The following is a 20,435-nucleotide window of genomic DNA, read 5'->3' as shown; positions in this document are numbered from 1 at the left end:
AACTGTTTCTCCTCAGGCCTGGCCGATGTCTTTGATGGCCGCGCGAATGCGCGTGTAGGTGCCGCAGCGGCAAATATTGCCTGCCATGCCGGCATCAATCTCAGCATCACTAGGAGAGGGTTTGTGTTGCAGCAGCGCCGTGGCAGACATGATCTGCCCCGACTGACAGTAACCGCACTGCACCACCTCATGCTCAAGCCAGGCTTGCTGCACTTTGGCACCCACAGCGTTTTCAGCGATGGCTTCTATGGTGACAATCGCCTTGCCCGCAACGGCGCTAACCGGGAGCACGCAGGAACGAACGGCTTCGCCGTCAAGGTGCACGGTGCACGCACCACACTGTGCGATGCCACAACCAAATTTAGTTCCTGTTAGCCCCAGCACATCACGCAAAACCCAAAGCAAAGGCATATCGTCAGGAACATCAAGTTGGTGTTGTTCACCATTAATGGACAGCAGGTTCATAGAGACCTCATCACGGCACGGAATTAGTTATATTTTTATACACTTTAGCAGTTGGCTCGGCATCGAGGCGCAAGCACAAAAAACCAAGCTGATCGACAACGCCTCACCAACGAGCCATTGGATAGACGCGAAACAGCGACAGCTATTCGAATAAAGGCTAAGGATAGAAGGCAGGGTAGCGCTAACGGTGAGCAGGGCGATAGAACATTACCCCGAAAGATTTGCGAAAAAAGCCAGAGCCCACGCTAGCCCTGAGCCGAATACGGCGTATCACAAAGAGAGAGAAGCCGAGCCTGGCAGCCCGGCTTCCCGGACGTTTTAACGTGCGATCAACGCGTAAGCACCATCTTGGTCCAACCGTGCCCACACATGTTCACCACCCACACTGACCATGCCCGCGGAGGTGGCGCAACTTTCCGGCACATCTGCTGGCACATCGTTCAGATAGCTGCTGTCGTAACTGGCAGCGCTGAGACACTCTTCTGTCACCACCGCTTCCCAGCCTTCAGCATCCTCGTTCCAACGTCCCAAGGTCAGGCTGGTGGCATCAGCGCTGGCCGGTAGATTGAACTGCAGCACGAAGTCGTCACCGCGCTCATCGTCATCCAACACCCAGTTACTGTTGACCCGACCGGCAGGCAAAACGACCGGCTGTTTCCCTCTTTCACTACCATCCCCGAAACTACCAGCGAAACCGACATCCGTCTGGATGTTTTTCATAACGCCTCTGGCGCCATTGTAGGTCCCGTCTTGCCCTTGAATACCACTGATGATCAATACATCCGACTCGGCGCCTTCACGTTTCGCGACCCAACTTAACGACACCTGTTTTTTCAAATCAATGGTGGTCTCGCGGATCTCAACTTCCTCGTCCGCAGTCCCTTCGTTGATCAACCGCACGCGCTGGCTGTTATTCAGGTTTGGGGAGTAGCTTGCGTGCGGTATGTGTAGATAACGTAAGTAGCGCGCCGCCAGTTCCGCATTACTTTTTGCTGTTGATACACCAGGCTCGAAATTGGTCGTCCTGGTGCGGGTTTCATACCGGTTGAAGATGCTGTTCTCGCCGTCCAGAATGCGCGCTGAAAAGCCGTTCTCCGATACACAAGCGCTGGTGCGGTAGCTCTTGTCGTGCGTCATGTTGAGCTGGTTACTCGCCGGAATACTCGACGGATAGACGATTTTGTCGCAGCGTTCAGCGGTCCGCGTAAAGCGGTCGATCAGCTTCCATTGCGGGTCTGCCAGTTCGCGCTGGCCGTCTTCGTTGCTGGTAACAGTATGACTCTCGTAGTAAGAGCGGTAATCGACCAGGTCACCATTGAACGTAAGGATCGAAGCGTTCACATCCAATGAACCGCTGCTGCCGTCGTTTACCTTCACCATGACCATATCCTGGATAAGTTCGCTCTCGCCGAAGCGCGAGTCGTATCCTTTGTAAGAGGCATTGCCGCTTACCAGTTCGGTGTAATGGCCGCCGTAGTAGCCCGCCACCAGACTGCGCAGATATTGGTGTTCATGCCCTGCTACGTAAATCACGTCGTTGTCGGCGAACAATTGCCGATAATCGTTGTGTACCAAAATGAACTGCTGATCACCTTCGGACGTATCGTAGGCTTCGACCACACGCTCGCGAATATTGCCGTAGCGGGAACCCACCATGGTGTTGTGCGTAGACACAATGATGTGATCCACCTGGTCACGGTAGGTTTCGATCATTTCGCGGGTGAAGTCGTAGGTGAACGGCAGCTGGCCGTAAGACAACGTAATAATCAGCACGTTGTCGCGCACCACCGCGTAGTTCTTGTCGCGCTGTCCAGCCATTTGAATTGCATCAGCGGGAATCAGGTCGCTAACGTTGTCGTACCAATCCTGGTCAGTACCTTTGATATCGTGATTGCCTTGCAGTGGCAACATCACAAAATCATCGCGATAGTCATCCACCACACTGCGCCATTGGGCGTATTCCGCTGGCGTTGCTTCCTCGGAAAGGTCGCCAACAACCAGTAGAAGATCTACCTTCTGCTCGCGATAAAACTCCATCAACGCACGCATCGGAATGATGGAAGAGTTCTGACCACCACCCTGGGTATCGGGAATGACACCGACTCTCAGCGTCTGCGACACCGGTGTTTCCGGCGTGCTGACGTCGTCATTATCACTGCTGCTACTGGAAGACAGACAACCGGTCAGCAAGCCACCGGCAATAAGAGACACAATTCCCGTACGAATAAACATCTTAATTCCTTTTCAGACTTGGTTTATCAAGCCTGAAAAGCTACAGCGCGCACGTGAAGGCAGCGAGACAGAGCGGTTACATTAAAAAAACAGCCCGCTCATAGCACTCCATTGCATCTCCACGCACACAGAGGATCACTCGCCTGGATACACCGTTTTCCAGTCTGCCTTCATATCGACCAGCGTCCAGTTGCGCTGATTTGCCTCTTCAATGCCTTTATCCAGCTGACCAATATGCGACTCGCGATCATAAGCCCACTCCCGGTCAGCATCGGTGTGATGCACGATCATCCCAAAGCGCGGCAAGGTATCTTCTGTACCCCGAGCGATGGTGGTGTATTGCAGCATCTGCAGATCGCCGTCGGAATTACCCGCAGCGAAGATCGGACGACGACCGATATGGCGGTAGATACCTACCGGCTTGCCGACTTTGTCATCGTTCAACAGCAGGTCACCGGTTTTAACTATGGTCGGAATGCCATCGCGCATTTCGAACTTGGCATCCAGCGTCGAGCCGATGACCTGCTCTGGCGGGATTCCGTAGGCTTCTTCAGCAAACACGCGCATAAAATCAATCCCACCACCCGATACGATGAAGGTTTTGAAGCCGCTAGCCCGCAAATAGTCGAGCAGCTCCAGCATTGGCTGGTAAACCAGTTCGTTGTAGGGGCGTTTTTTGGTGGGATGCTCTGAACTCGCCAACCACGTCTTAACGGAAGCAGAGAACTCTTCTGCCGTCATGTTGGTATGGGATACACCGAGAATTTTCATCAGGCCTTCCATACCGGACGCCATAACCGCTTCGGTATCGCCTGCCAGTACACTTTTGAACGGCTCTGTGGTTTTCCACTCAGGGTGTTGCGGTGCCTGCAGACGAATCTGATCCAGTGCAAACAGCCCCTGAAAATAGAGCGGCTGCTCGGTCCAAAGAGTGCCATCGTTATCGAAGGTAGCGATACGTTCCGGCTCGGGCACAAAACCAGGACCACCCTGCTCGGTTACCTTATCGACAAAACTGATAATAGCGGTTTTGGACGCCCCGTCATTCCAGGATGGTAGCGGGTCCGTGGCCTCCGCTTGAGCAACGCTAGTGCCAGTCAAACTGACGAATGCAAATAACGCGATAATTCCAAATTGCTTGAATGGCATGGTGGTCTACCTTTGTCCCTGTGTAGGTCAATACGTAGAACAAAGATAGCCTCTGATTGCGGATTTGCAATCAGAGGCTATCAAGCTGCAGTTTCAGCAGCTTCACAAATAGATTGTATCGCCGAAGCGTCTAGCGGAAGGGCGGCTCGTCGAAGCTCCGCAGTTTTCGCGAATGCAATGAATCCAGCTGACTGCGCAGCAGCTCCAACGCATGAATACCAATATGCAGATGTTGGGTAACCGCACGTTCATAAAACACGCCCGCCGCGCCCGGCAGCTTGATTTCGCTATGCAGCGGCTTATCGGAGACGCACAGCAAGGTGCCGTAAGGTACGCGCAAACGATAACCCTGGGCTGCGATGGTGCCGCTTTCCATGTCTACGGCGATGGCGCGCGCCATGTTGATCAGCGGGCGCTCCTGCGCCCAACGCAGCTCCCAGTTGCGATCATCGTAGGTCAGCACGGTTCCGGTACGCAGCCGGCGCTTGAGTGCGTCGCCCTGCTCTCCCGTGACCTCGGCGGCAGCCTGCTGCAAAGCCTGTTGTACTTCGGCCAACGCTGGTAGCGGGATGTTCGGTGGCAGCACGCGGTCGAGAATACCGTCACGGCGCATGTAGGCGTGCGCCAGCACGTAGTCGCCAATAGTCTGCGACTGACGCAAACCTCCACAGTGGCCAATCATCAGCCAGCAATGCGGGCGTAGTACTGCCAAGTGGTCAGTAATGTTCTTGGCGTTGGATGGCCCCACACCAATATTGACGAGAGTGATGCCTTCCGCAGGGTTTTCAGCCTGCAGGTGATAGGCCGGCATCTGATAGCGGTGCCAGACCACAGTCTCGATGATGGCCTGCATCTCACCCTCGGCCATGCCACGCTCAATCACCACATTGCCTGGGAATACCAGACGCTGAAAGCGCGTGTCGGTCTGCAGCATATCCAGCCCATGACGGATGAACTGATCAACATAGCGATGATAGTTGGTTAGTAGAATCCACGGTTGCACATGCTGCCAATCGCTACCGGTGTAATGCACCAGACGGCGCAGGGAGAAGTCGGTACGCGCCGCATCAAAGAGCGCGAGCGGTAGCGGGTCGATATTTTCCCAGTCGTAAAGACCGTCGGCGGTACCGTCGTTGGCGGCGGACAAATCAGTGCTGGGAAATACCCGCGCTAACTCCGCTGCGGTCACGCCTGATGCGCCCAGTTCATCGCCTTGCTCAACCACATAGGGATAAGGAATATTGGCCTGGCTGGATCCCACTTCGATGGTGACAGTAAAGTCGCTCATCAGCGGTCGCAATTGATCCAACAAATAGCGCCGAAAAGCCGCTGGCTGAGTGACGGTAACGCTGTAGGTGCCGGGTACCTGGACCTTGGCGTAAGCACGCACGGTGCTGGGCACCTCACCTTGGCAGAGATAGGTCAGCCGTAGCTCGGGATAACGGAAGGCGCAACGACTGACATCAGGCCGCTCGCGGTTGTGCATGTAGTTCTTTAGCGCCTGACGCAGAGCACCGGTGGCCTGTTGATACAGGGCAGCAAGGCGATCCACCGCCTCTTCAGGACTGGACACTACGACAAAATCGTCTGGGCATGAGTTCATGGAGCACCTCGGCTGTTCACATGCGCCTATCTTGCCTGTAGCGCAGCGCACACGCCACCAGCCTGCTACACGGTTAGACGCACCCAGCACTGCGTGGCAGCCAGTCCGTCACTCTGGTGGAATGAGCGCAACCTGTTCGAACAGCTACCGCAGTTGAATAAGCGCTTTGCCGAACCCGGTACACAGGCGCGTTTGTTGTTGAGCGTTGGCTCGCTAGAAGAACCTGTGATCACTGAGGGAAACCCCAACCCACGCCAGCGGTTGATGCAGCAACGCCGCAGGATCAGTAATCTAAATGAGCTGTTCGCTGCCCTGCAGCCGTTGCGCTCACTCGGGCTGGAAAGCGCACAGATGATGTTGCCCGGAGCTGATCACGGCGGCAGCGCAGCACAAGCCAGCCTGCGCGTACTCGATTTCGCCCGCGATCAGCCCTGAGGTTTACCGATCACTCAGCGGTCTTGTCTTTGGTGACGCTGCTGGCGCCATTGCTCTTGACCGACTGAATCCCAGTTTCAGCATTACGCGCCTCGGCGTACATCTGACTGGTGCCAATGATCTGGTGATTCGCCGCTTTGAGGTTGAAGTAGTGCTTGCCGTTCTTGGCTTCCTTGCGATCGTAGCGCCCATCGTCCTCGCAGTTTTTTTGCACCGAGGCGATGCCGTTTTCAGCGCTGGCGCGAGTTGTGTATAGCTCGCTGGTGAGAATAGTTTCTGCGTTACCCGCCTTGAGTACAAAACGGAATTGCCCGTCAGTGCTTTTGCTTAACTCATACCATCCCGCCATAACTTGACTCCTTTTTTGACAACTGCCCTTGCGGGCACCTCAAGGCAGTATAGTCAGGGTGGAGAAATCGTCTCAAAATGACACAAGTTAAAGCTCATCAAAACTCAAACGACCAAGGTCACCCGAGTCTCCAGTGCTTGTCGGTTACGCCATTGCTTGGGCGAGCAGCCATTCCAGCGTTTGAATGCGCGGGAAAAACTCGCCGCTTCGGCATACCCCAACTGCTGTGCAATGCCGTCCAACCGCAGGTCAGTGTCCCGCAGCAAGCGCTCGGCCAAATTGCTGCGTACTCGCGCATCCAGCATGCCAAACGGATACCCCTCTTCAGCCAACCGACGATGCAAACTACGCTCGGATAGCCCCAACATGTCAGCCACCTTCGCCGCGCCTTTGCTGCCGCCAGCGTGACTCATCAGCACCTGCATCACCTGCCGCGCCAGCGGGGTGTGCACATCCTCCACTCCGGCGCACAACTGCTGGCACAAACTCGCGCACGCGGCCTGTGTCATGGTATTGGCCAGCGGTAGCGGCGCGTGTAAATCGGCTTCCCCGATCAACATGGCGTTGCGCTCAGCCTGCAACTCAACGGTGCATCCGAAGTAGTCAAGGTACTCGGCAAGTGGGGCTGGTTGGGCCAGATTAAACTCGACTCGCAAGGGTACAAAAGGTCGTTGCAGCAGCTCACTGAAAACCCGCAGCCATGCTGCCAAGCCGCGTTCAATGACCAGCGCACAGGCATCCGGAGGTAGCACACTTTGATCCAGGCTCAGGTAAACGCCTTCTTCTACCTGCTGCAAACTGACGGGGCAAATAGACAATGACAGGGCCCGAAACTGGCTGCTGATCTGCAGCGCGTCCGCCAGCGAGCGACTGGCAAGCATGGTATAGCCAAGCAACCCAAGACTGGTGAGGTGGTACTGCTGGCCTAACAACAAACCCAACCCGCGCTTGGGGCAGGCCGCCACCAGATTGCGGATGACTGCCAGCTCCTGCCATAGCTCAATAGGCTCACCAGCCTGCATATCTGCTGAACGCAGTCCACTAGCTTGCAGGCATTGCTCCGACGACACCTCCAACTGCCTTGCGATGGCCAACAGATAATGCACATTGGTGCTGTCGCGCCGCTCACGCCAATTCATTGTTAATAGCCCCAGATAAACTACGCCTGGCAGAAACTATCATGTTTTGGCGGTTTTGATCATGGTCGAGTGAGGCTAGTTATTGCAAGCTGAGGACATAGCACCACGTTCACAAAAACAAAAACGACAACACAGAGGTGAAACTATGCCTGAATTTTTCTACACCCATGCACGCAACAACCAAGCCCGCTCCAGCGAGCACTTCAGCGTCAGCCCGGTCGCTGGCTCACTCGGCGCCGACATCCATGATATCGACCTCAACAACCTCAGCGAGCCGGGGCAAGCCGCTTTACGGCAGGCGCTGATGGATCACTGCGTCCTGTTCATCCGAGATCAAGACCTCAGTGTCGAGCAGCTAGAGACGGTCACGCAGCGTTTCGGACAGTTTGGGGTAGAACCCTACGTCAAGCCCATGCCGGATCATCCGCATGTAGTGCATGTGGTCAAAGAGGCCAGTGAGCAAACGCCGGTCGTTTTCGGCGGCGCGTGGCACTCAGATTGGTCGTTCCAGGAACAACCGCCCGCATTCACCTTGCTCTACGGCAAGGATGTACCAGCCAGCGGCGGCGACACCCTGTTCAATAATATGTATCTGGCCTGCGAATGGCTGTCTGATACATTGCGCGACACCCTGCACGGGCTAGACGGCATACATAGCCCGGAATTCGGTTACGGCCCCAATGCCAAGCACAACGCCGGCCTGGAGAGCATGAAGATCGTCTTTGGCGAGAGCGTAGAGCACGATGTGCGCAGCCACCCGCTGATTACCCGTCACCCAGAAACCGGCCGCGACGTGCTCTTCGCCAATCCGGTCTATACCTTGGGCATCGCCGGCATGAAGTCCGAAGAGTCACGCCCGATTCTCGATTACCTGTTCAGCGTGGCGCAAGCTCCCGCCTTTACCTGCCGCATGCGCTGGACGCCGGGCACCCTGGCTATTTGGGACAATCGCTGTGTATGGCATCAGCCAATCTCCGACTATTTTGGCGCGCGCCGGGAGATGTTTCGCACTACAGTAGTGGGCGAAAAACCCCTCAGAGGAAGCACCAAATGAGCTCTACCAGCGAGCCAACCGAAGCGGCAGAACTGCTATTACAAGCCCGCGCGCTAAAAACACCCTGCGCCTCGATCGTGGAGCGCTGCCACATTGCCAGCATGGAGCAAGCTTACGCAGCCCAGCAGCAATGGCAGCGCCTGAGTATTGAACGGGGTGATCGCATCGCCGGTTACAAGCTAGGCCTCAGCAACCCGGCCGCGCAGGCCGCCATGGGGCTGGATGGCCCGTTGCAAGGCGTACTTATGGCCAATGCGCAATACCCCGCCGGCTCCACGCTGGCCTACACCGACTTCATCGCGCCACGCGCTGAGATCGAGGTGGCCATGGTTTTCGCCCAGGATTTGACTGACCCTGAGCTGGGCCGCAGCCAACTGCTTGCAGCTCTGCACGCGGTGGTGCCTGCTTTGGAGATCTGTGATTCCGCCATAGCTGGCTGGCCGAAAACCCTGTTTGATGCGGTGGCTGACAATCTGTCTTCCGGCGGCTACCTATTGGGCACTCCGCAGTGCGAGCCAGCCAAAATAGACGCTAGCGCGCTGACGGCCACGCTTGAGCTCAACGGCGAACAAATAGCCGAGGGGAAAGCCAGCAGTGCTATGGGTGATCCAATCGAGGCTTGCCTGTGGTTGGTTCGCGATCGACTGCGACAAGGCGTGAGCATCAAGGCTGGCGACATCATCCTGACCGGCGCTTTGACGGGGCTACACCCGATTGCACCAGGCGACCACCTGGTCCTGCGTATGGGTGAGCTGGGAGAGGTTAGCTGTCGCTTCAGCTCAGCAGCTTGAGGCGCTATTAAAACGTTGAAAAAGGCTACTGCAGAAAAGAAAAAACCCCGCCGAGGCGGGGTTTTGCAGAATAGTTTCCTGATCATCCGTAATAACAATGCCTCCGAGGCACTATCCTTATTCCCTGTTGTTTGAGTCGCTTCCTGCGATGCTCCTAGCACGACTGATACTACGCAAGTTCTCAGAAAGTGCCCATAAGCTATTGTCACCACAGCATGTAAGCATTTGCTTACATTTGATCGGCCCTGCCCGCCAAAGACAGGGCGATTGCTCAAAACTGTGCAGCATCCAACTCGTATAATGACTCACTGCCAGCCCCTACCGACTCGCTCAGCGAGTGAATACGCGGCAACAAACGCTTGATGAAGAAACGCGCAGTGCCGAGCTTAGCGCTATAGAAGCCGCCCTCATCTGTACCCGTCTTGGCCAATGCAACCTTGGCCATTTTCGCCCACATAAAGGCGTAAGCGGTATAACCAAACACATGCAGGTACTCAACCGAAGCCGCGCCCACTTCATTCGGGTTGCTCTTGCTACGCTCGATTACACCAGCGGTCAGCTCTTCCAGATTGCTCAGTGCCTTGGATAGCGGCTGCACGAACTCGGCCATAGCGCCATCGCCGTTATCTGCCACAAAGCCGCGTATCTGCTCCGCAAACACCTTGAAGAAGGCGCCGCCGTTAGCCACGGTCTTGCGGCCCATTAAGTCCAGCGCTTGAATGCCGTTGGTACCTTCATATATCTGCGAAATGCGCACGTCACGCACCAGCTGCTCCTGGCCCCACTCACGAATATAACCGTGCCCACCGAATACCTGTTGGCCATGCACACAGTTTTCCAGACCTACGTCGGTGAAGAAGGCTTTGGCCACTGGCGTCAGCAGCGCGACCAGGTCTTCAGCCTGCTTCTTGGCCACAGGCTCGTCGGCATATTTGCTGATATCCAGCTGCATACCCACGTAGGTAGAGAAGGCTCGGCTGCCTTCGGTAAGCGCTTTCATGGTCAGTAGCATGCGGCGCACGTCAGGATGCACGATGATCGGGTCGGCTGCTTTATCGGGCTGCACAGCACCAGTAGGCGCACGGCTCTGGATGCGCTCGCGTGCGTAATCCACCGCGCTCTGGTAAGAGGCTTCGGAGCAGCCGATACCTTGAATACCGATCGACAGACGCTCGTAATTCATCATGGTGAACATGGCATTAAGGCCTTTATTGACCTCACCGACCAGATAACCGCGTGCCGAATCAAAGTTCATCACGCAGGTAGCCGAACCCTTGATGCCCATCTTGTGCTCAATAGAGCCACAGTTGACTGGGTTACGCTCGCCCAATGAGCCATCTTCATTAACCAGAAACTTGGGTACCAGAAACAGCGAAATGCCTTTAGGGCCAGCTGGCGCGTCGGGCAGTTTAGCCAGCACCATGTGAATGATGTTCTCGGTCAGGTCGTGCTCGCCACCGGTAATGAATATCTTGGTACCGCTAACCAAATAGCTGCCATCAGCCTCCGGGATCGCCTTGGTACGAATGATGCCCAGGTCGGTACCGCAATGTGATTCGGTCAAACACATGGTGCCAGACCATGCGCCAGCGTACATATTAGGCAAATAGGCCTGCTTCAGTTCTTCGCTGCCGTGGGCGTCAAGCGCCAGACAGCAACCGGCGGTCAATGCGGGATACAGCGCAAAGCTGTTGTTGGCGCCGTAAACCATCTCTTCAACTTGTACGCCCAACGTCTTGGGCATGCCCAGCCCACCAAACTCAGGGTTACCGCCCAGACCTACCCAGCCACCTTCGGCGTAGGTCTTGAACGCGGCCTTGAAGCCGCTAGGCGTGGTGACTTCGCCGTCGTTCCACTGGGCGCCTTCTTCGTCGCCGCTACGGTTAAGCGGGGCTATCGTTTGCGAGGTGATTTTGCCGGCTTCTTCCAGCATGGCATCGGCGGTTTCCGCATCGATGGCACCGTCCAGCCCAGGCAGACTCTGCCAGAGCGCGTCGGCTTCAAATACTTCATTCAGCACGAAACGGATGTCACGCAGGGGGGCTTTATAATCGGCCATGGAAATTTCCTCTTCAACAGGTGCGCCCGGACCATACCGGAACAGGACCGGGATTGTAGCGCGGCAACGAATAAACCTATAGCGTCTTTTTATGACTTTTATTTACAAATCAGTCACACAAATATAAGCCTATTTCTCTGCACCGCTTAAGACTAGCCGTTAGTCATGTCGCTTGCGCAACGCGTTACAAATTACAGGCGTAAAAAAACCCCGAACCAGTCGGGGTTTTTCTCAGGCCAGATTTAGAACTGATCTACCGTAATATCCATCAGGTTATCGGCGCCGGAATCTAATGCCTCAACGTGAGCCTGCGCACGTGGCAGTAGGCGCTTGAAGTAGAAGTTCTGCGTAGCCAACTTGGCTTTGTAGAAATTTTCTTCGGAGGAGCCTGCATCCAGCTGCTTCTGAGCGACAGTAGCCATCTTCAACCACAAGAAGGCATGTACCACGTAACCGGAGAACATCAGGAAGTCGACAGAACAAGCGCCTACTTCTTCGCGGTTCTGCATCGCACGACCGGCGATGCGTTGAGTGATTTCACCCCACTGAACATTGAGCTGGCTCAACTTAGCGATATCGTCTGCAAATTGACTGTTGCCTTCATTCGCCTGACAAAACTTGTGCACTTGTTTAGTGAAAGCTGCCAACAATTTACCTTGGCTACCTAGTACTTTACGGCCCAGAAGGTCTAGCGCCTGGATGCCGTTAGTACCTTCATAAATAGGTGCAATGCGGCAATCGCGCATTTGCTGCTCTTGGCCCCACTCACGGATGTAACCGTGACCACCGAATATCTGCATACCTAAGCTAGTCACTTCCATGCCGGTATCGGTCATGAAGGCTTTGCAGATGGGCGTCAGAAAAGCCAGTTGCTCTTCAGCGGCAGCACGCTCCGCCTCATCTTTCGCGTAATGCGCTTGATCTAGCAGCTGCGCGGTGTAATAGGTCAAGGCGCGGTTGCCTTCGTTAAAGGCTTTCATGGTTAGCAGCATGCGCCGCACGTCAGGATGCACAATGATTGGGTCAGCGGGTTTCTCAGGTGCCGCAGGGCCACTCAAAGAACGCATCTGCAGACGGTCCTTAGCGTAAGCAAGAGCTGACTGATAAGAAGTTTCGCCGTTACACAGGCCCTGCATACCGGTACCCAAACGTGCATGATTCATCATGGTGAACATGCAATTCAGACCTTTGTTGATGTCGCCGATCAGGAAGCCGGTCGCACCATCAAAATTCATCACACAGGTAGCCGAGGCCTTAATGCCCATCTTGTGCTCAATTGAGCCGCAAGCCAGATTGTTACGCTCACCTTTTTCACCGGCAGCATCAGGTAGAAACTTCGGCACGATGAATAGTGAGATGCCTTTGGTCCCGGCGGGTGCATCGGGAAGTTTGGCGAGCACCAAATGAACAATATTCTCGGCCATATCGTGCTCACCGCAAGAGATAAATATCTTGGTACCGGTGATTTTGTAGCTGCCGTCAGCCTCGGGTACAGCACGTGTCTTGATTAGACCCAAATCCGTACCACAATGGGATTCGGTCAGACACATGGTGCCAGTCCAAGTGCCGGGGGTCAGCTTGCTCAGATAAAGATCTTTTTGTTCTTGCGATCCATGAGCACGAATCGCCGCCGCACAACCATGTGAAAGTCCTGGGTACATGCCGAAGGCGCAGTTTGCGGAAGCGACCATTTCGCTGACCGCTAAGCCCAAGGAGGCTGGTAATGCCTGTCCGCCATACTCGACCGGCGCAGTCATCGAGCCCCAGCCGTTTTCGCAGTACTGCTTATAGGCTTCTTTGAAGCCTTTAGGTGTAGTCACCTCACCGTTTTCGATGTGACAGCCTTCTTCATCACCGGTACGGTTCAAAGGTGACAATACATCCTTGGTAAACTTGGCACCCTCTTCCAAAATAGCTCGCACCAGGTCAGGTGAGGCATCTTCAAGACCATAGGCTTCGTAGCCAGCAGCAAAATCGAGCACTTCATCCATAACAAAGTGCATGTCACGCAGGGGGGCGTTGTATTCGGGCATGTTGGCTCTCCAAAAGGGCGGCCGGACCATACCGGCGGCAACTATTCATACAGGTGTTTGAACACTAGGGATGTGCGGCGTCAAGGTCAAGATTTCCCCGCGACCATTACCTCGCTTGATGCAGAGCCATAACACAGGGAACATGACCAGTCGGTCATGTGGCAAACATAATTGCCGCTAATCACAAGCTGCTCCAGCCCCGCGAGAACTTACGCGACAGTGCGGCTTGCGATAACAGGTCAACAGACCCTAGCATGTCCTCATCACTTTACCCCTGCGCTAGCCCGCAGAAGGATCTATCTTGGCCCTGCTCTCTGATTTGCAATTCGACAATCGCTTCGCCCAGTTGGGAGACAATTTTTCTACGCGAGTCACACCGGAACCGCTGCGTAACCCGCGGTTGGTGATCAGCAGTCCCAGCGCCATGCAACTGCTGGATTTATCGCCTGAGGAAGCCGATGGCGCGCTGTTCACCGAGCTGTTCTCCGGGCATAAAATCTGGAGCAGCGCCGAGCCAAGAGCAATGGTTTATTCCGGACACCAATTCGGCTCCTACAATCCCAAACTGGGAGATGGCCGAGGCTTATTGCTAGGCGAAGTAGTTAACCACGCCGGAGAGCATTGGGATCTGCACCTGAAGGGCGCCGGCAGCACGCCCTACTCGCGCATGGGCGACGGGCGCGCGGTACTGCGTTCATCTATTCGCGAATTTCTTGCTTCTGAAGCCTTGTATGCGCTCGGCATACCTACCAGCCGAGCGCTCTGTGTCACCGTGGGCGACAACCCGGTGTACCGCGAGCGAGAAGAGCGTGCCGCCATGCTCCTGCGTCTGTCGCAGTCGCATATCCGTTTTGGCCATTTCGAATATTTCTACTACACCCGCCAGCACACCCAGCTGCGCGAGTTACTGGACTTCACCCTGCGCAGTTGCTACCCAGCGTGCCTCAAGGAAGCGAACCCAGATCTGGCCATGTACCGCGAGGTCCTGCAACGCACGGCTGAAATGGTCGCTGGCTGGCAGGTGTATGGTTTCTGCCACGGCGTGATGAACACCGATAACATGTCGATTCTGGGTATTACCTTCGACTTTGGCCCCTACGCCTTTCTTGATGCGTTCGACTTCAATCATGTGTGCAATCACTCAGATCATGAGGGCCGTTACGCCTTCCACCGACAGCCCGCGATAGCGCAGTGGAACATGGCCTGTTTGGCACAAACCTTGACGCCTTATATAGAGGCGGAAACGCTAAAAGCCGAGTTAGCCCATTTCATGCCGATCTTTGAGCAACACTACCTACGCCTGATGCGCCGACGCCTGGGCTGGGCGGGCGCTCAGCGCGGCGATAGCGAACAGATCGAGCAGTTACTGCAATTGATGCAAGATAGCGGCAGCGACTTCAATCTGAGCCTGCGCTTACTGGCCGAGGGCAAATCCGAGGTACGTGATCATTTCATTGATCGCGACGCCTTTGATCATTGGCTTGCAGAACACCTGCACCGCAAAGGAAACAATGCAGATCAAGATCAAGCACTAAAGGCCAATCCGATTTACTTGTTGCGCAATTACCTGGCACAGAACGCAATTGCCGCTGCGGAACAAGGCGATTTCAGCGAAGTGAGGCAGCTGCATTCCCTTTTAGCGGCGCCTTTTAGCGAACGGCCAGACGCAATGGAATATGCTGCAGTACCTCCCGACTGGGGACGTCATATGGAGATTAGCTGTTCGTCCTGAAGAGGAATGGGTGCATCTGCCCTGTTATTCTTTTCAGTCATATAAAAATCAGTTTTTGTACTTGGACAAACTTAAAAATCCCTCTTAATGTGGCGCCCAGACGGGTTCCGCCAACTGGAACCTAATAACCTCACACGAGATTCAGGTGTCCATGAGCTGGGATTCGTTGCCATTGATCGGCGTCGCGCTGCTGTTGTGCTGGGTGTTCTACGCTTTCGCGCGCGAGAAGTTTAGCCCAGATGTAGTCGTCGGCATTGCCGTCGCCGTCCTGCTGGTTAGCCAACTATTATCGCCTGCTGATGTGCTCAGCGTGCTGTCGAACAGCGCGCCCATCACCATCGCGTGTATGTTCATTTTGTCCGCCGCGCTGGAGCGCACAGGCTGCGTAGAAACCCTGGGCAACTGGCTTTCACGCATGGGCGGTGGCAGCCCATGGCGCACGCTGTTCAGTCTGATGATGACCGCGATGCTATTGTCGACCTTCATCAACAATACCCCTGTAGTCGCCATTCTTACTCCGGTTGCTATAGCCCTTGCTACCCAAGTTGGTAGCAAACCTTCAAAGATGTTGATCCCGCTGTCTTATGCCACCATTCTCGGCGGCACCATGACCATGATTGGCACCTCGACCAACATCTTGGTTGATGGCGTGGCTCGCGAAATGGGTATGGAACCCTTTGGTATGTTCGAGATAACCCTGCCGGGCGCCATACTCGCGGGTATTGGCATGGCTTTCATTCTGTTGATCGGTTATCGCCTACTGCCTGACCGCGAGAGCCTGTCGCGCCAATTGCGACCAGATCAGGCACGTACCTTCATGACAGAACTGCTGGTGCCGCACAACTCACAGGTCGTCGGACAGACTATTAGTCAAGCCAGCCTTAACGGCAACAGCGGCATCAGCGTGCTGAAAATATTCCGGGGCGATGATGAGCTTTCGACGCCCCTGAACGACACTCTGCTGCGCGCGGGTGACCGACTGATTTTGCATACAACTATGCGCGACTTTGTTGAGCTCAGGCAAAATGGCCTGCTTGCCTTCAACCGCGAAGACAGCGCCAGCTTCGAAACCATCTCAACCCGCGACGTGATGCTGGCTGAGGCCATAGTAGGCCGCAGCTCACGCTATAGTCACCGCCCGATGCGCGACCTCAACCTAACCGCGCGCTATGGCATTCACGTTCTGGCTATTCACCGCCAGAACGAGAACATCCAGGATAACCTGGACGAGTTTCAGCTGCAGTTTGGTGACGTGATGCTGGTGGAAGGTACCCCAGCGCAGATCAAGAAGTTCGCTGACAACGGCGATTTGATTAGCCTCAACTCGGTTCAAGAGCGAGCTTATCGCCGCAATAAAGCGCCAATAGCTATTGCTGCAGTAGTGGCGGTAATGGTGCTGGCTGCGGCGAAGGTCATGCCTATCGAAGGCTTGGCGATGATCGCTGCGGCGCTCGTCGTGGCCACTGGCTGCCTGGACACCGAAGACGCTTATAAAGCAATTGATTGGCGTATCCTCACATTGATCTTCGGCATGCTGGCAATCAGCATAGCGATGAACAAGGTAGGCTTGGTAGACACTGTGGTCAGCCATGTGATGACCCTGTCCCCGCTGCTGGGTCCGCTATTTATGCTTTCCTTCATCTATTTACTCACGTCGATACTGACCGAAGTGATCAGCAACAATGCCGTGGCAGTGCTGGTAACTCCCATTGCCATCGGCGTGGCCCATCAATTGGGAGCTGATCCGCGCCCCTTTGTGGTCGCCGTGATGTTTGCTGCCAGCGCCAGCTTCGCAACCCCCATCGGCTATCAGACCAACACCTTCGTTTACAGCGCCGGCGGCTACCGCTTCAGCGATTTCATGCGCATCGGCGTGCCGCTCAACCTGATCATGTGGGCAGCTGCGTCTTTCATTATCCCGATGATTTGGCCGCTGTTTCCCTGACCCACAAAAAAGGCACCCAACTGGGTGCCTTTTTTACGCAGCCTGCTTTAGCTCGCCGCGTTAAGCGCTTGCTTCAAATCATCCAAAATGTCATCAATGTGTTCAATGCCGATGGACAACCTAACCATATCCCGGGGCACGCCCGCCTTGACCAGTTCTTCATCATCCAGCTGTCGATGGGTTGTTGAAGCCGGATGGCAGGCCAGCGACTTGGCATCACCTATATTCACTAGCCGCACTACCAACTGCAACGCATCAATAAAGCGCCCACCCGCCGCCTGACCACCCTTAATTCCAAACGACAACACCGAAGCCGGTTTTCCGCCCATATAGCGCAGTGCCAAGGCATGCTCGGGATGCTCCTCCAAGCCGGCGTACTGTACCCAGGCCACTTGGTCATGGTCCTTCAGGTAGCTAGCCACCGCCATCGCATTGTCGCAGTGACGTTCCATGCGCAATGCCAGCGTTTCCATACCCTGCAAGATCATGAACGCATTGAAGGGCGACAAGGCGGCGCCCATATTGCGCAGAGGCACCACTCGGCAGCGACCAATAAAGGCAGCAGGACCGAAGGCCTCGGTATAAACCACGCCGTGATACGAAGGATCTGGGGTGTTCAACAGCGGAAATCGCTCGGCTTGTTCAGCCCACGGAAAACGACCGCCATCCACCACTATGCCGCCCAACGTAGTGCCGTGACCACCCATGTATTTGGTCAGCGAGTGCACCACGATATCGGCACCAAACTCGAAAGGACGACACAGCGCTGGAGTTGCCACCGTGTTATCGACAATCAATGGCACACCATGGCGATGTGCTGCATCGGCGAGCGCTTGAATGTCGAGAATATTGCCAGACGGGTTGCCGATCGATTCGCAAAATACCGCCTTGGTGCGGCCATCAATCAACCTTTCCAGCGCCGCCACGTCATTATGTTCCGCGAAGCGCACCTCAATCCCTTGGCGAGGAAAGGTGTGGGCGAACAGGTTATAAGTGCCGCCATAGAGCTTGGCTACCGAGACAATATTGTCTCCAGTTTCGGCCAGGGTTTGAATCGCTGCGGTAATCGCTGCCATTCCGGACGCCATGGCCAAAGCGCCGACGCCACCTTCGAGGGCCGCGACACGCTTTTCAAGCACGTCGTTAGTCGGGTTCATAATCCGTGTGTAAATGTTACCCGGCACCTTGAGGTCGAATAGATCGGCCCCGTGTTGGGTGCTGTCAAACGAGTAGGACGTGGTTTGGTAAATAGGCACAGCCACCGCATGGGTGGCTGGGTCAGGAGTGTAACCGGCGTGTATGGCGAGCGTTTCCAGTTTCATGGCGCTTTCCTTGTTATGAAGTCCAGCGCCGAGCATGCGCAAGCTCGCTCAATTGGTCAATCAAACTGCCCTTGGCTTATAACCCACCAACGCTGTCGCTTACTGACCCTCAATATGATCGTGCAACGCAATAAACTGCTGCGTTAGCTTATGCCGCCCATCAAGGAAAATCAGCGGCGTTGCCGCTTGGTGCGATTCGCGCATCCGCACTGAGCTATTCAGATACACCGGTAAGACCGGCAGCCCTTCGGCAATCATTTCATCAAGAATTTGCTGTGGCAGGCTGGCTCTCGGCTGGAACTGGTTTACCACGATGCCCTCTACTTGCAGATCTTCATTGTGCTCTTCACGCACGTCCTCCAGTTCGGCCAACAGCCCATACAGTGCTTGCCGCGAAAAGCTGTCGCAATCGAAGGGGATCAACACACGGTCCGCAGCAATCAACGCCGACATAGTGTAGAAATTAAACGCTGGCGCAGTATCAATGTAGATACGCTCGTAGCTATCTTTAAGATCCTTAAGCAACTTTCGCAGCTTCTGAATCTTGTAACGCGATTCCAGCTTGTGCTGCAGGTCAGCCAATTCAGGGCTGCCAGGCATCAACCAGAGATTCTCGAAAGGGGTTTCTACCACAAACTGTTCGGCCTTCTTGCCAAACAGTCCGCTGGACAGGGTCTGCGAAAAGAACTCCGCAATGGTGGTATCGATCTCCGCCATCCCCTCACCCAGCAGATAGTGGCTGGAGTTGGCCTGCGGATCCAAATCGATAACCAGTGTTTTGTATCCAGCGGCAGCGCTGACTGCTGCTAGGTTACAAGCAATACTCGACTTACCAACGCCGCCTTTCTGGTTGAATACCACCCTGCGCATAAATCTCTCCTTGTTTCCATAGCCTGTTGTTGAGCAACCCGTTCAGTGCCTGGTCGCGCAGGAAAGATGCGCAACCTTTGTCAGCCTACGATAGCAGTCGAATCATGATAAATAGCTGACATCTCGTGAACTGCTTCAATAAAGGCTCCTGCATGCGCCGGATCAACCTCGGGGGTGATGCCATGGCCGAGATTGAATACGTGCCCGCTGCCTTTGCCATAACTGGCCAGAATGCGCGCTACTTCCTCGCGAATGGCCGCGGGCTTGGCGTACAACACGGTTGGATCCATGTTGCCTTGCAATGCCACCTTGGCGCCGACTCGTGAGCGCGCCACGCCGATGTCCATGGTCCAATCCAACCCTAGCGCGTCAGCGCCGGTTTCGACAATGCTCTCCAGCCACAAACCGCCGTTTTTGGTGAAAAGGATCACCGGCACTTTACGACCATCATTCTCGCGGATCAGACCTGCCACTATCTTGCGCATATAAGCCAGCGAGAACTTCTGATAGGCGTCGGCCGACAGGTTACCGCCCCAGGTATCGAAAATCTGCACCGCCTGTGCGCCGGCCAAGATCTGACCGTTCAGGTAACTGATAACAGAATCAGCCAGCTTATCGAGCAATAGGTGCATCGCTTCGGGCTGATCGTAGAGCATCGCTTTGGTCTTGCGGAAATCCTTGGATGAGCCGCCCTCGACCATATAGGTCGCGAGTGTCCAGGGGCTGCCAGAAAAACCAATTAGCGGCACTCGACCATTAAGCTCGCGGCGGATAGTGCGCACCGCGCCCATGACGTAACCAAGATCCTTCTCTGGATCAGGTATTGGCAGCGCCTCAATATCGGCTGCGGTGTTGATTACTTTACGGAAGCGCGGTCCTTCTCCAGCTTCAAAATACAGCCCCTGCCCCATGGCATCCGGAATCGTCAGAATGTCGGAGAATAAAATGGCAGCATCCAGCGGGTAGCGCTCCAATGGCTGCAAAGTAACCTCACAGGCCATCTCCGGGTTGGTGCACAAGCCCATGAAGTCACCCGCTCTTGCCCGCGCCGCGCGGTACTCAGGCAAGTAACGCCCGGCCTGGCGCATCATCCATACCGGCGTAACGTCGACTGGTTGGCGCTGCAGGGCGCGAAGGAAGCGATCATTCTTGAGTTCAGTCATGGGGAGATTATCCAGTTACAAAGTCAGCTGGCATTGTACCGGGATTGCCGACAAAGGTCAGGAGCCTAGGAGCCTGTCGGACTTCACACTACCC

General features: G+C 55.2%; 16 protein-coding genes. 5 read left to right on the top strand and 11 right to left on the bottom strand.

What is annotated here, in order from left to right:
* Positions 1-12: 12 nt before the first annotated feature.
* From AC1XYH_RS00735 to amn, 4 genes are all read right to left on the bottom strand, one after another.
* Positions 13-465, bottom strand: a complete 453-nt coding sequence (locus tag AC1XYH_RS00735; RefSeq protein ID WP_483324770.1) for a (2Fe-2S)-binding protein — start codon at positions 463-465, stop codon at positions 13-15.
* A gap of 318 nt (positions 466-783) precedes the next feature.
* The gene (locus AC1XYH_RS00730) at positions 784-2,697 is read right to left on the bottom strand and encodes a metallophosphoesterase family protein (protein WP_483324769.1); all 1,914 of its coding nucleotides are present in this window, start codon (positions 2,695-2,697) and stop codon (positions 784-786) included.
* Positions 2,698-2,832: 135 nt separating this feature from the next.
* A complete protein-coding gene (locus tag AC1XYH_RS00725; RefSeq protein WP_483324768.1) occupies positions 2,833-3,846 on the bottom strand; it encodes an HAD family hydrolase in 1,014 nt (337 codons plus the stop codon).
* Positions 3,847-3,976: 130 nt separating this feature from the next.
* Positions 3,977-5,449, bottom strand: a complete 1,473-nt coding sequence (gene amn, locus AC1XYH_RS00720; protein WP_483324767.1) for an AMP nucleosidase — start codon at positions 5,447-5,449, stop codon at positions 3,977-3,979.
* 93 nt (positions 5,450-5,542) lie between these two features.
* Here amn and AC1XYH_RS00715 point away from each other — a divergent pair, with 93 nt between their 5' ends.
* Positions 5,543-5,884, top strand: a complete 342-nt coding sequence (locus AC1XYH_RS00715; RefSeq protein ID WP_483324766.1) for an alpha/beta hydrolase — start codon at positions 5,543-5,545, stop codon at positions 5,882-5,884.
* A 10-nt stretch (positions 5,885-5,894) separates the two neighbouring features.
* Here AC1XYH_RS00715 and AC1XYH_RS00710 read toward each other — a convergent pair whose 3' ends face one another.
* Positions 5,895-6,233 carry a YegP family protein gene (locus tag AC1XYH_RS00710; RefSeq protein WP_483324765.1) on the bottom strand — a complete coding sequence of 113 codons (339 nt, stop codon included), beginning with the start codon at positions 6,231-6,233 and terminating at the stop codon, positions 5,895-5,897.
* Positions 6,234-6,337: 104 nt separating this feature from the next.
* Positions 6,338-7,372 (bottom strand): AraC family transcriptional regulator, encoded by a 1,035-nt coding sequence (locus tag AC1XYH_RS00705; protein ID WP_483324764.1) that lies wholly within the window; start codon positions 7,370-7,372, stop codon positions 6,338-6,340.
* Positions 7,373-7,517: 145 nt separating this feature from the next.
* Between AC1XYH_RS00705 and AC1XYH_RS00700 the strand changes: the two genes are divergently transcribed.
* A complete protein-coding gene (locus AC1XYH_RS00700; RefSeq protein WP_483324763.1) occupies positions 7,518-8,426 on the top strand; it encodes a TauD/TfdA dioxygenase family protein in 909 nt (302 codons plus the stop codon).
* Positions 8,423-9,217 (top strand): 2-keto-4-pentenoate hydratase, encoded by a 795-nt coding sequence (locus AC1XYH_RS00695; RefSeq protein WP_483324762.1) that lies wholly within the window; start codon positions 8,423-8,425, stop codon positions 9,215-9,217. The genes AC1XYH_RS00700 and AC1XYH_RS00695 overlap by 4 nt, the downstream gene beginning before the upstream one ends.
* A 271-nt stretch (positions 9,218-9,488) precedes the next feature.
* On the opposite strand, the gene AC1XYH_RS00690 is transcribed toward AC1XYH_RS00695, so the two are convergent.
* Together AC1XYH_RS00690 and AC1XYH_RS00685 are read right to left on the bottom strand one after the other, a co-directional pair.
* Positions 9,489-11,276 carry an acyl-CoA dehydrogenase C-terminal domain-containing protein gene (locus AC1XYH_RS00690; RefSeq protein WP_483324761.1) on the bottom strand — a complete coding sequence of 596 codons (1,788 nt, stop codon included), beginning with the start codon at positions 11,274-11,276 and terminating at the stop codon, positions 9,489-9,491.
* A gap of 242 nt (positions 11,277-11,518) precedes the next feature.
* Positions 11,519-13,309, bottom strand: coding sequence for an acyl-CoA dehydrogenase C-terminal domain-containing protein (locus tag AC1XYH_RS00685; RefSeq protein ID WP_483324760.1), 1,791 nt, complete (start codon positions 13,307-13,309; stop codon positions 11,519-11,521).
* A 301-nt stretch (positions 13,310-13,610) separates the two neighbouring features.
* Between AC1XYH_RS00685 and selO the strand changes: the two genes are divergently transcribed.
* Positions 13,611-15,041 carry a protein adenylyltransferase SelO gene (selO, locus tag AC1XYH_RS00680; RefSeq protein ID WP_483324759.1) on the top strand — a complete coding sequence of 477 codons (1,431 nt, stop codon included), beginning with the start codon at positions 13,611-13,613 and terminating at the stop codon, positions 15,039-15,041.
* A 151-nt stretch (positions 15,042-15,192) separates the two neighbouring features.
* Complete coding sequence (locus AC1XYH_RS00675; protein WP_483324758.1) at positions 15,193-16,986, top strand: sodium:proton antiporter; 1,794 nt, start codon at positions 15,193-15,195, stop codon at positions 16,984-16,986.
* A gap of 47 nt (positions 16,987-17,033) precedes the next feature.
* Here AC1XYH_RS00675 and AC1XYH_RS00670 read toward each other — a convergent pair whose 3' ends face one another.
* From AC1XYH_RS00670 to hemE, 3 genes are all read right to left on the bottom strand, one after another.
* Complete coding sequence (locus AC1XYH_RS00670) at positions 17,034-18,308, bottom strand: bifunctional O-acetylhomoserine aminocarboxypropyltransferase/cysteine synthase (RefSeq protein ID WP_483324757.1); 1,275 nt, start codon at positions 18,306-18,308, stop codon at positions 17,034-17,036.
* Positions 18,309-18,407: 99 nt separating this feature from the next.
* Entirely contained in the window at positions 18,408-19,178 is a 771-nt protein-coding gene (locus AC1XYH_RS00665) for a ParA family protein (protein WP_483324756.1), read from the bottom strand.
* 80 nt (positions 19,179-19,258) lie between these two features.
* Positions 19,259-20,341: a uroporphyrinogen decarboxylase gene (gene hemE, locus AC1XYH_RS00660; protein ID WP_483324755.1), complete on the bottom strand. Its 1,083-nt coding sequence runs from the start codon at positions 20,339-20,341 to the stop codon at positions 19,259-19,261.
* Positions 20,342-20,435 lie beyond the last annotated feature (94 nt).

It is taken from the genome of Pseudomonas sp. GW-45 (genome assembly GCF_056896675.1).
The sequence above is the reverse complement of the archived record's forward strand: the minus strand, read 5'-3'. Positions and strand labels throughout refer to the sequence as shown.

Bases quoted from the DNA above. Each gene is read 5' to 3' on its own strand.
- AC1XYH_RS00710 (WP_483324765.1), bottom strand. From the start codon at position 6,233: ATGGCGGGATGGTATGAGTTAAGCAAAAGCACTGACGGGCAATTCCGT.
- hemE (WP_483324755.1), bottom strand. From the start codon at position 20,341: ATGACTGAACTCAAGAATGATCGCTTCCTTCGCGCCCTGCAGCGCCAA.
- AC1XYH_RS00695 (WP_483324762.1), top strand. From the start codon at position 8,423: ATGAGCTCTACCAGCGAGCCAACCGAAGCGGCAGAACTGCTATTACAA.
- amn (WP_483324767.1), bottom strand. From the start codon at position 5,449: ATGAACTCATGCCCAGACGATTTTGTCGTAGTGTCCAGTCCTGAAGAG.
- AC1XYH_RS00735 (WP_483324770.1), bottom strand. From the start codon at position 465: ATGAACCTGCTGTCCATTAATGGTGAACAACACCAACTTGATGTTCCT.
- AC1XYH_RS00730 (WP_483324769.1), bottom strand. From the start codon at position 2,697: ATGTTTATTCGTACGGGAATTGTGTCTCTTATTGCCGGTGGCTTGCTG.
- AC1XYH_RS00705 (WP_483324764.1), bottom strand. From the start codon at position 7,372: ATGAATTGGCGTGAGCGGCGCGACAGCACCAATGTGCATTATCTGTTG.
- AC1XYH_RS00700 (WP_483324763.1), top strand. From the start codon at position 7,518: ATGCCTGAATTTTTCTACACCCATGCACGCAACAACCAAGCCCGCTCC.
- AC1XYH_RS00685 (WP_483324760.1), bottom strand. From the start codon at position 13,309: ATGCCCGAATACAACGCCCCCCTGCGTGACATGCACTTTGTTATGGAT.
- AC1XYH_RS00670 (WP_483324757.1), bottom strand. From the start codon at position 18,308: ATGAAACTGGAAACGCTCGCCATACACGCCGGTTACACTCCTGACCCA.
- AC1XYH_RS00725 (WP_483324768.1), bottom strand. From the start codon at position 3,846: ATGCCATTCAAGCAATTTGGAATTATCGCGTTATTTGCATTCGTCAGT.
- AC1XYH_RS00665 (WP_483324756.1), bottom strand. From the start codon at position 19,178: ATGCGCAGGGTGGTATTCAACCAGAAAGGCGGCGTTGGTAAGTCGAGT.
- AC1XYH_RS00675 (WP_483324758.1), top strand. From the start codon at position 15,193: ATGAGCTGGGATTCGTTGCCATTGATCGGCGTCGCGCTGCTGTTGTGC.
- AC1XYH_RS00690 (WP_483324761.1), bottom strand. From the start codon at position 11,276: ATGGCCGATTATAAAGCCCCCCTGCGTGACATCCGTTTCGTGCTGAAT.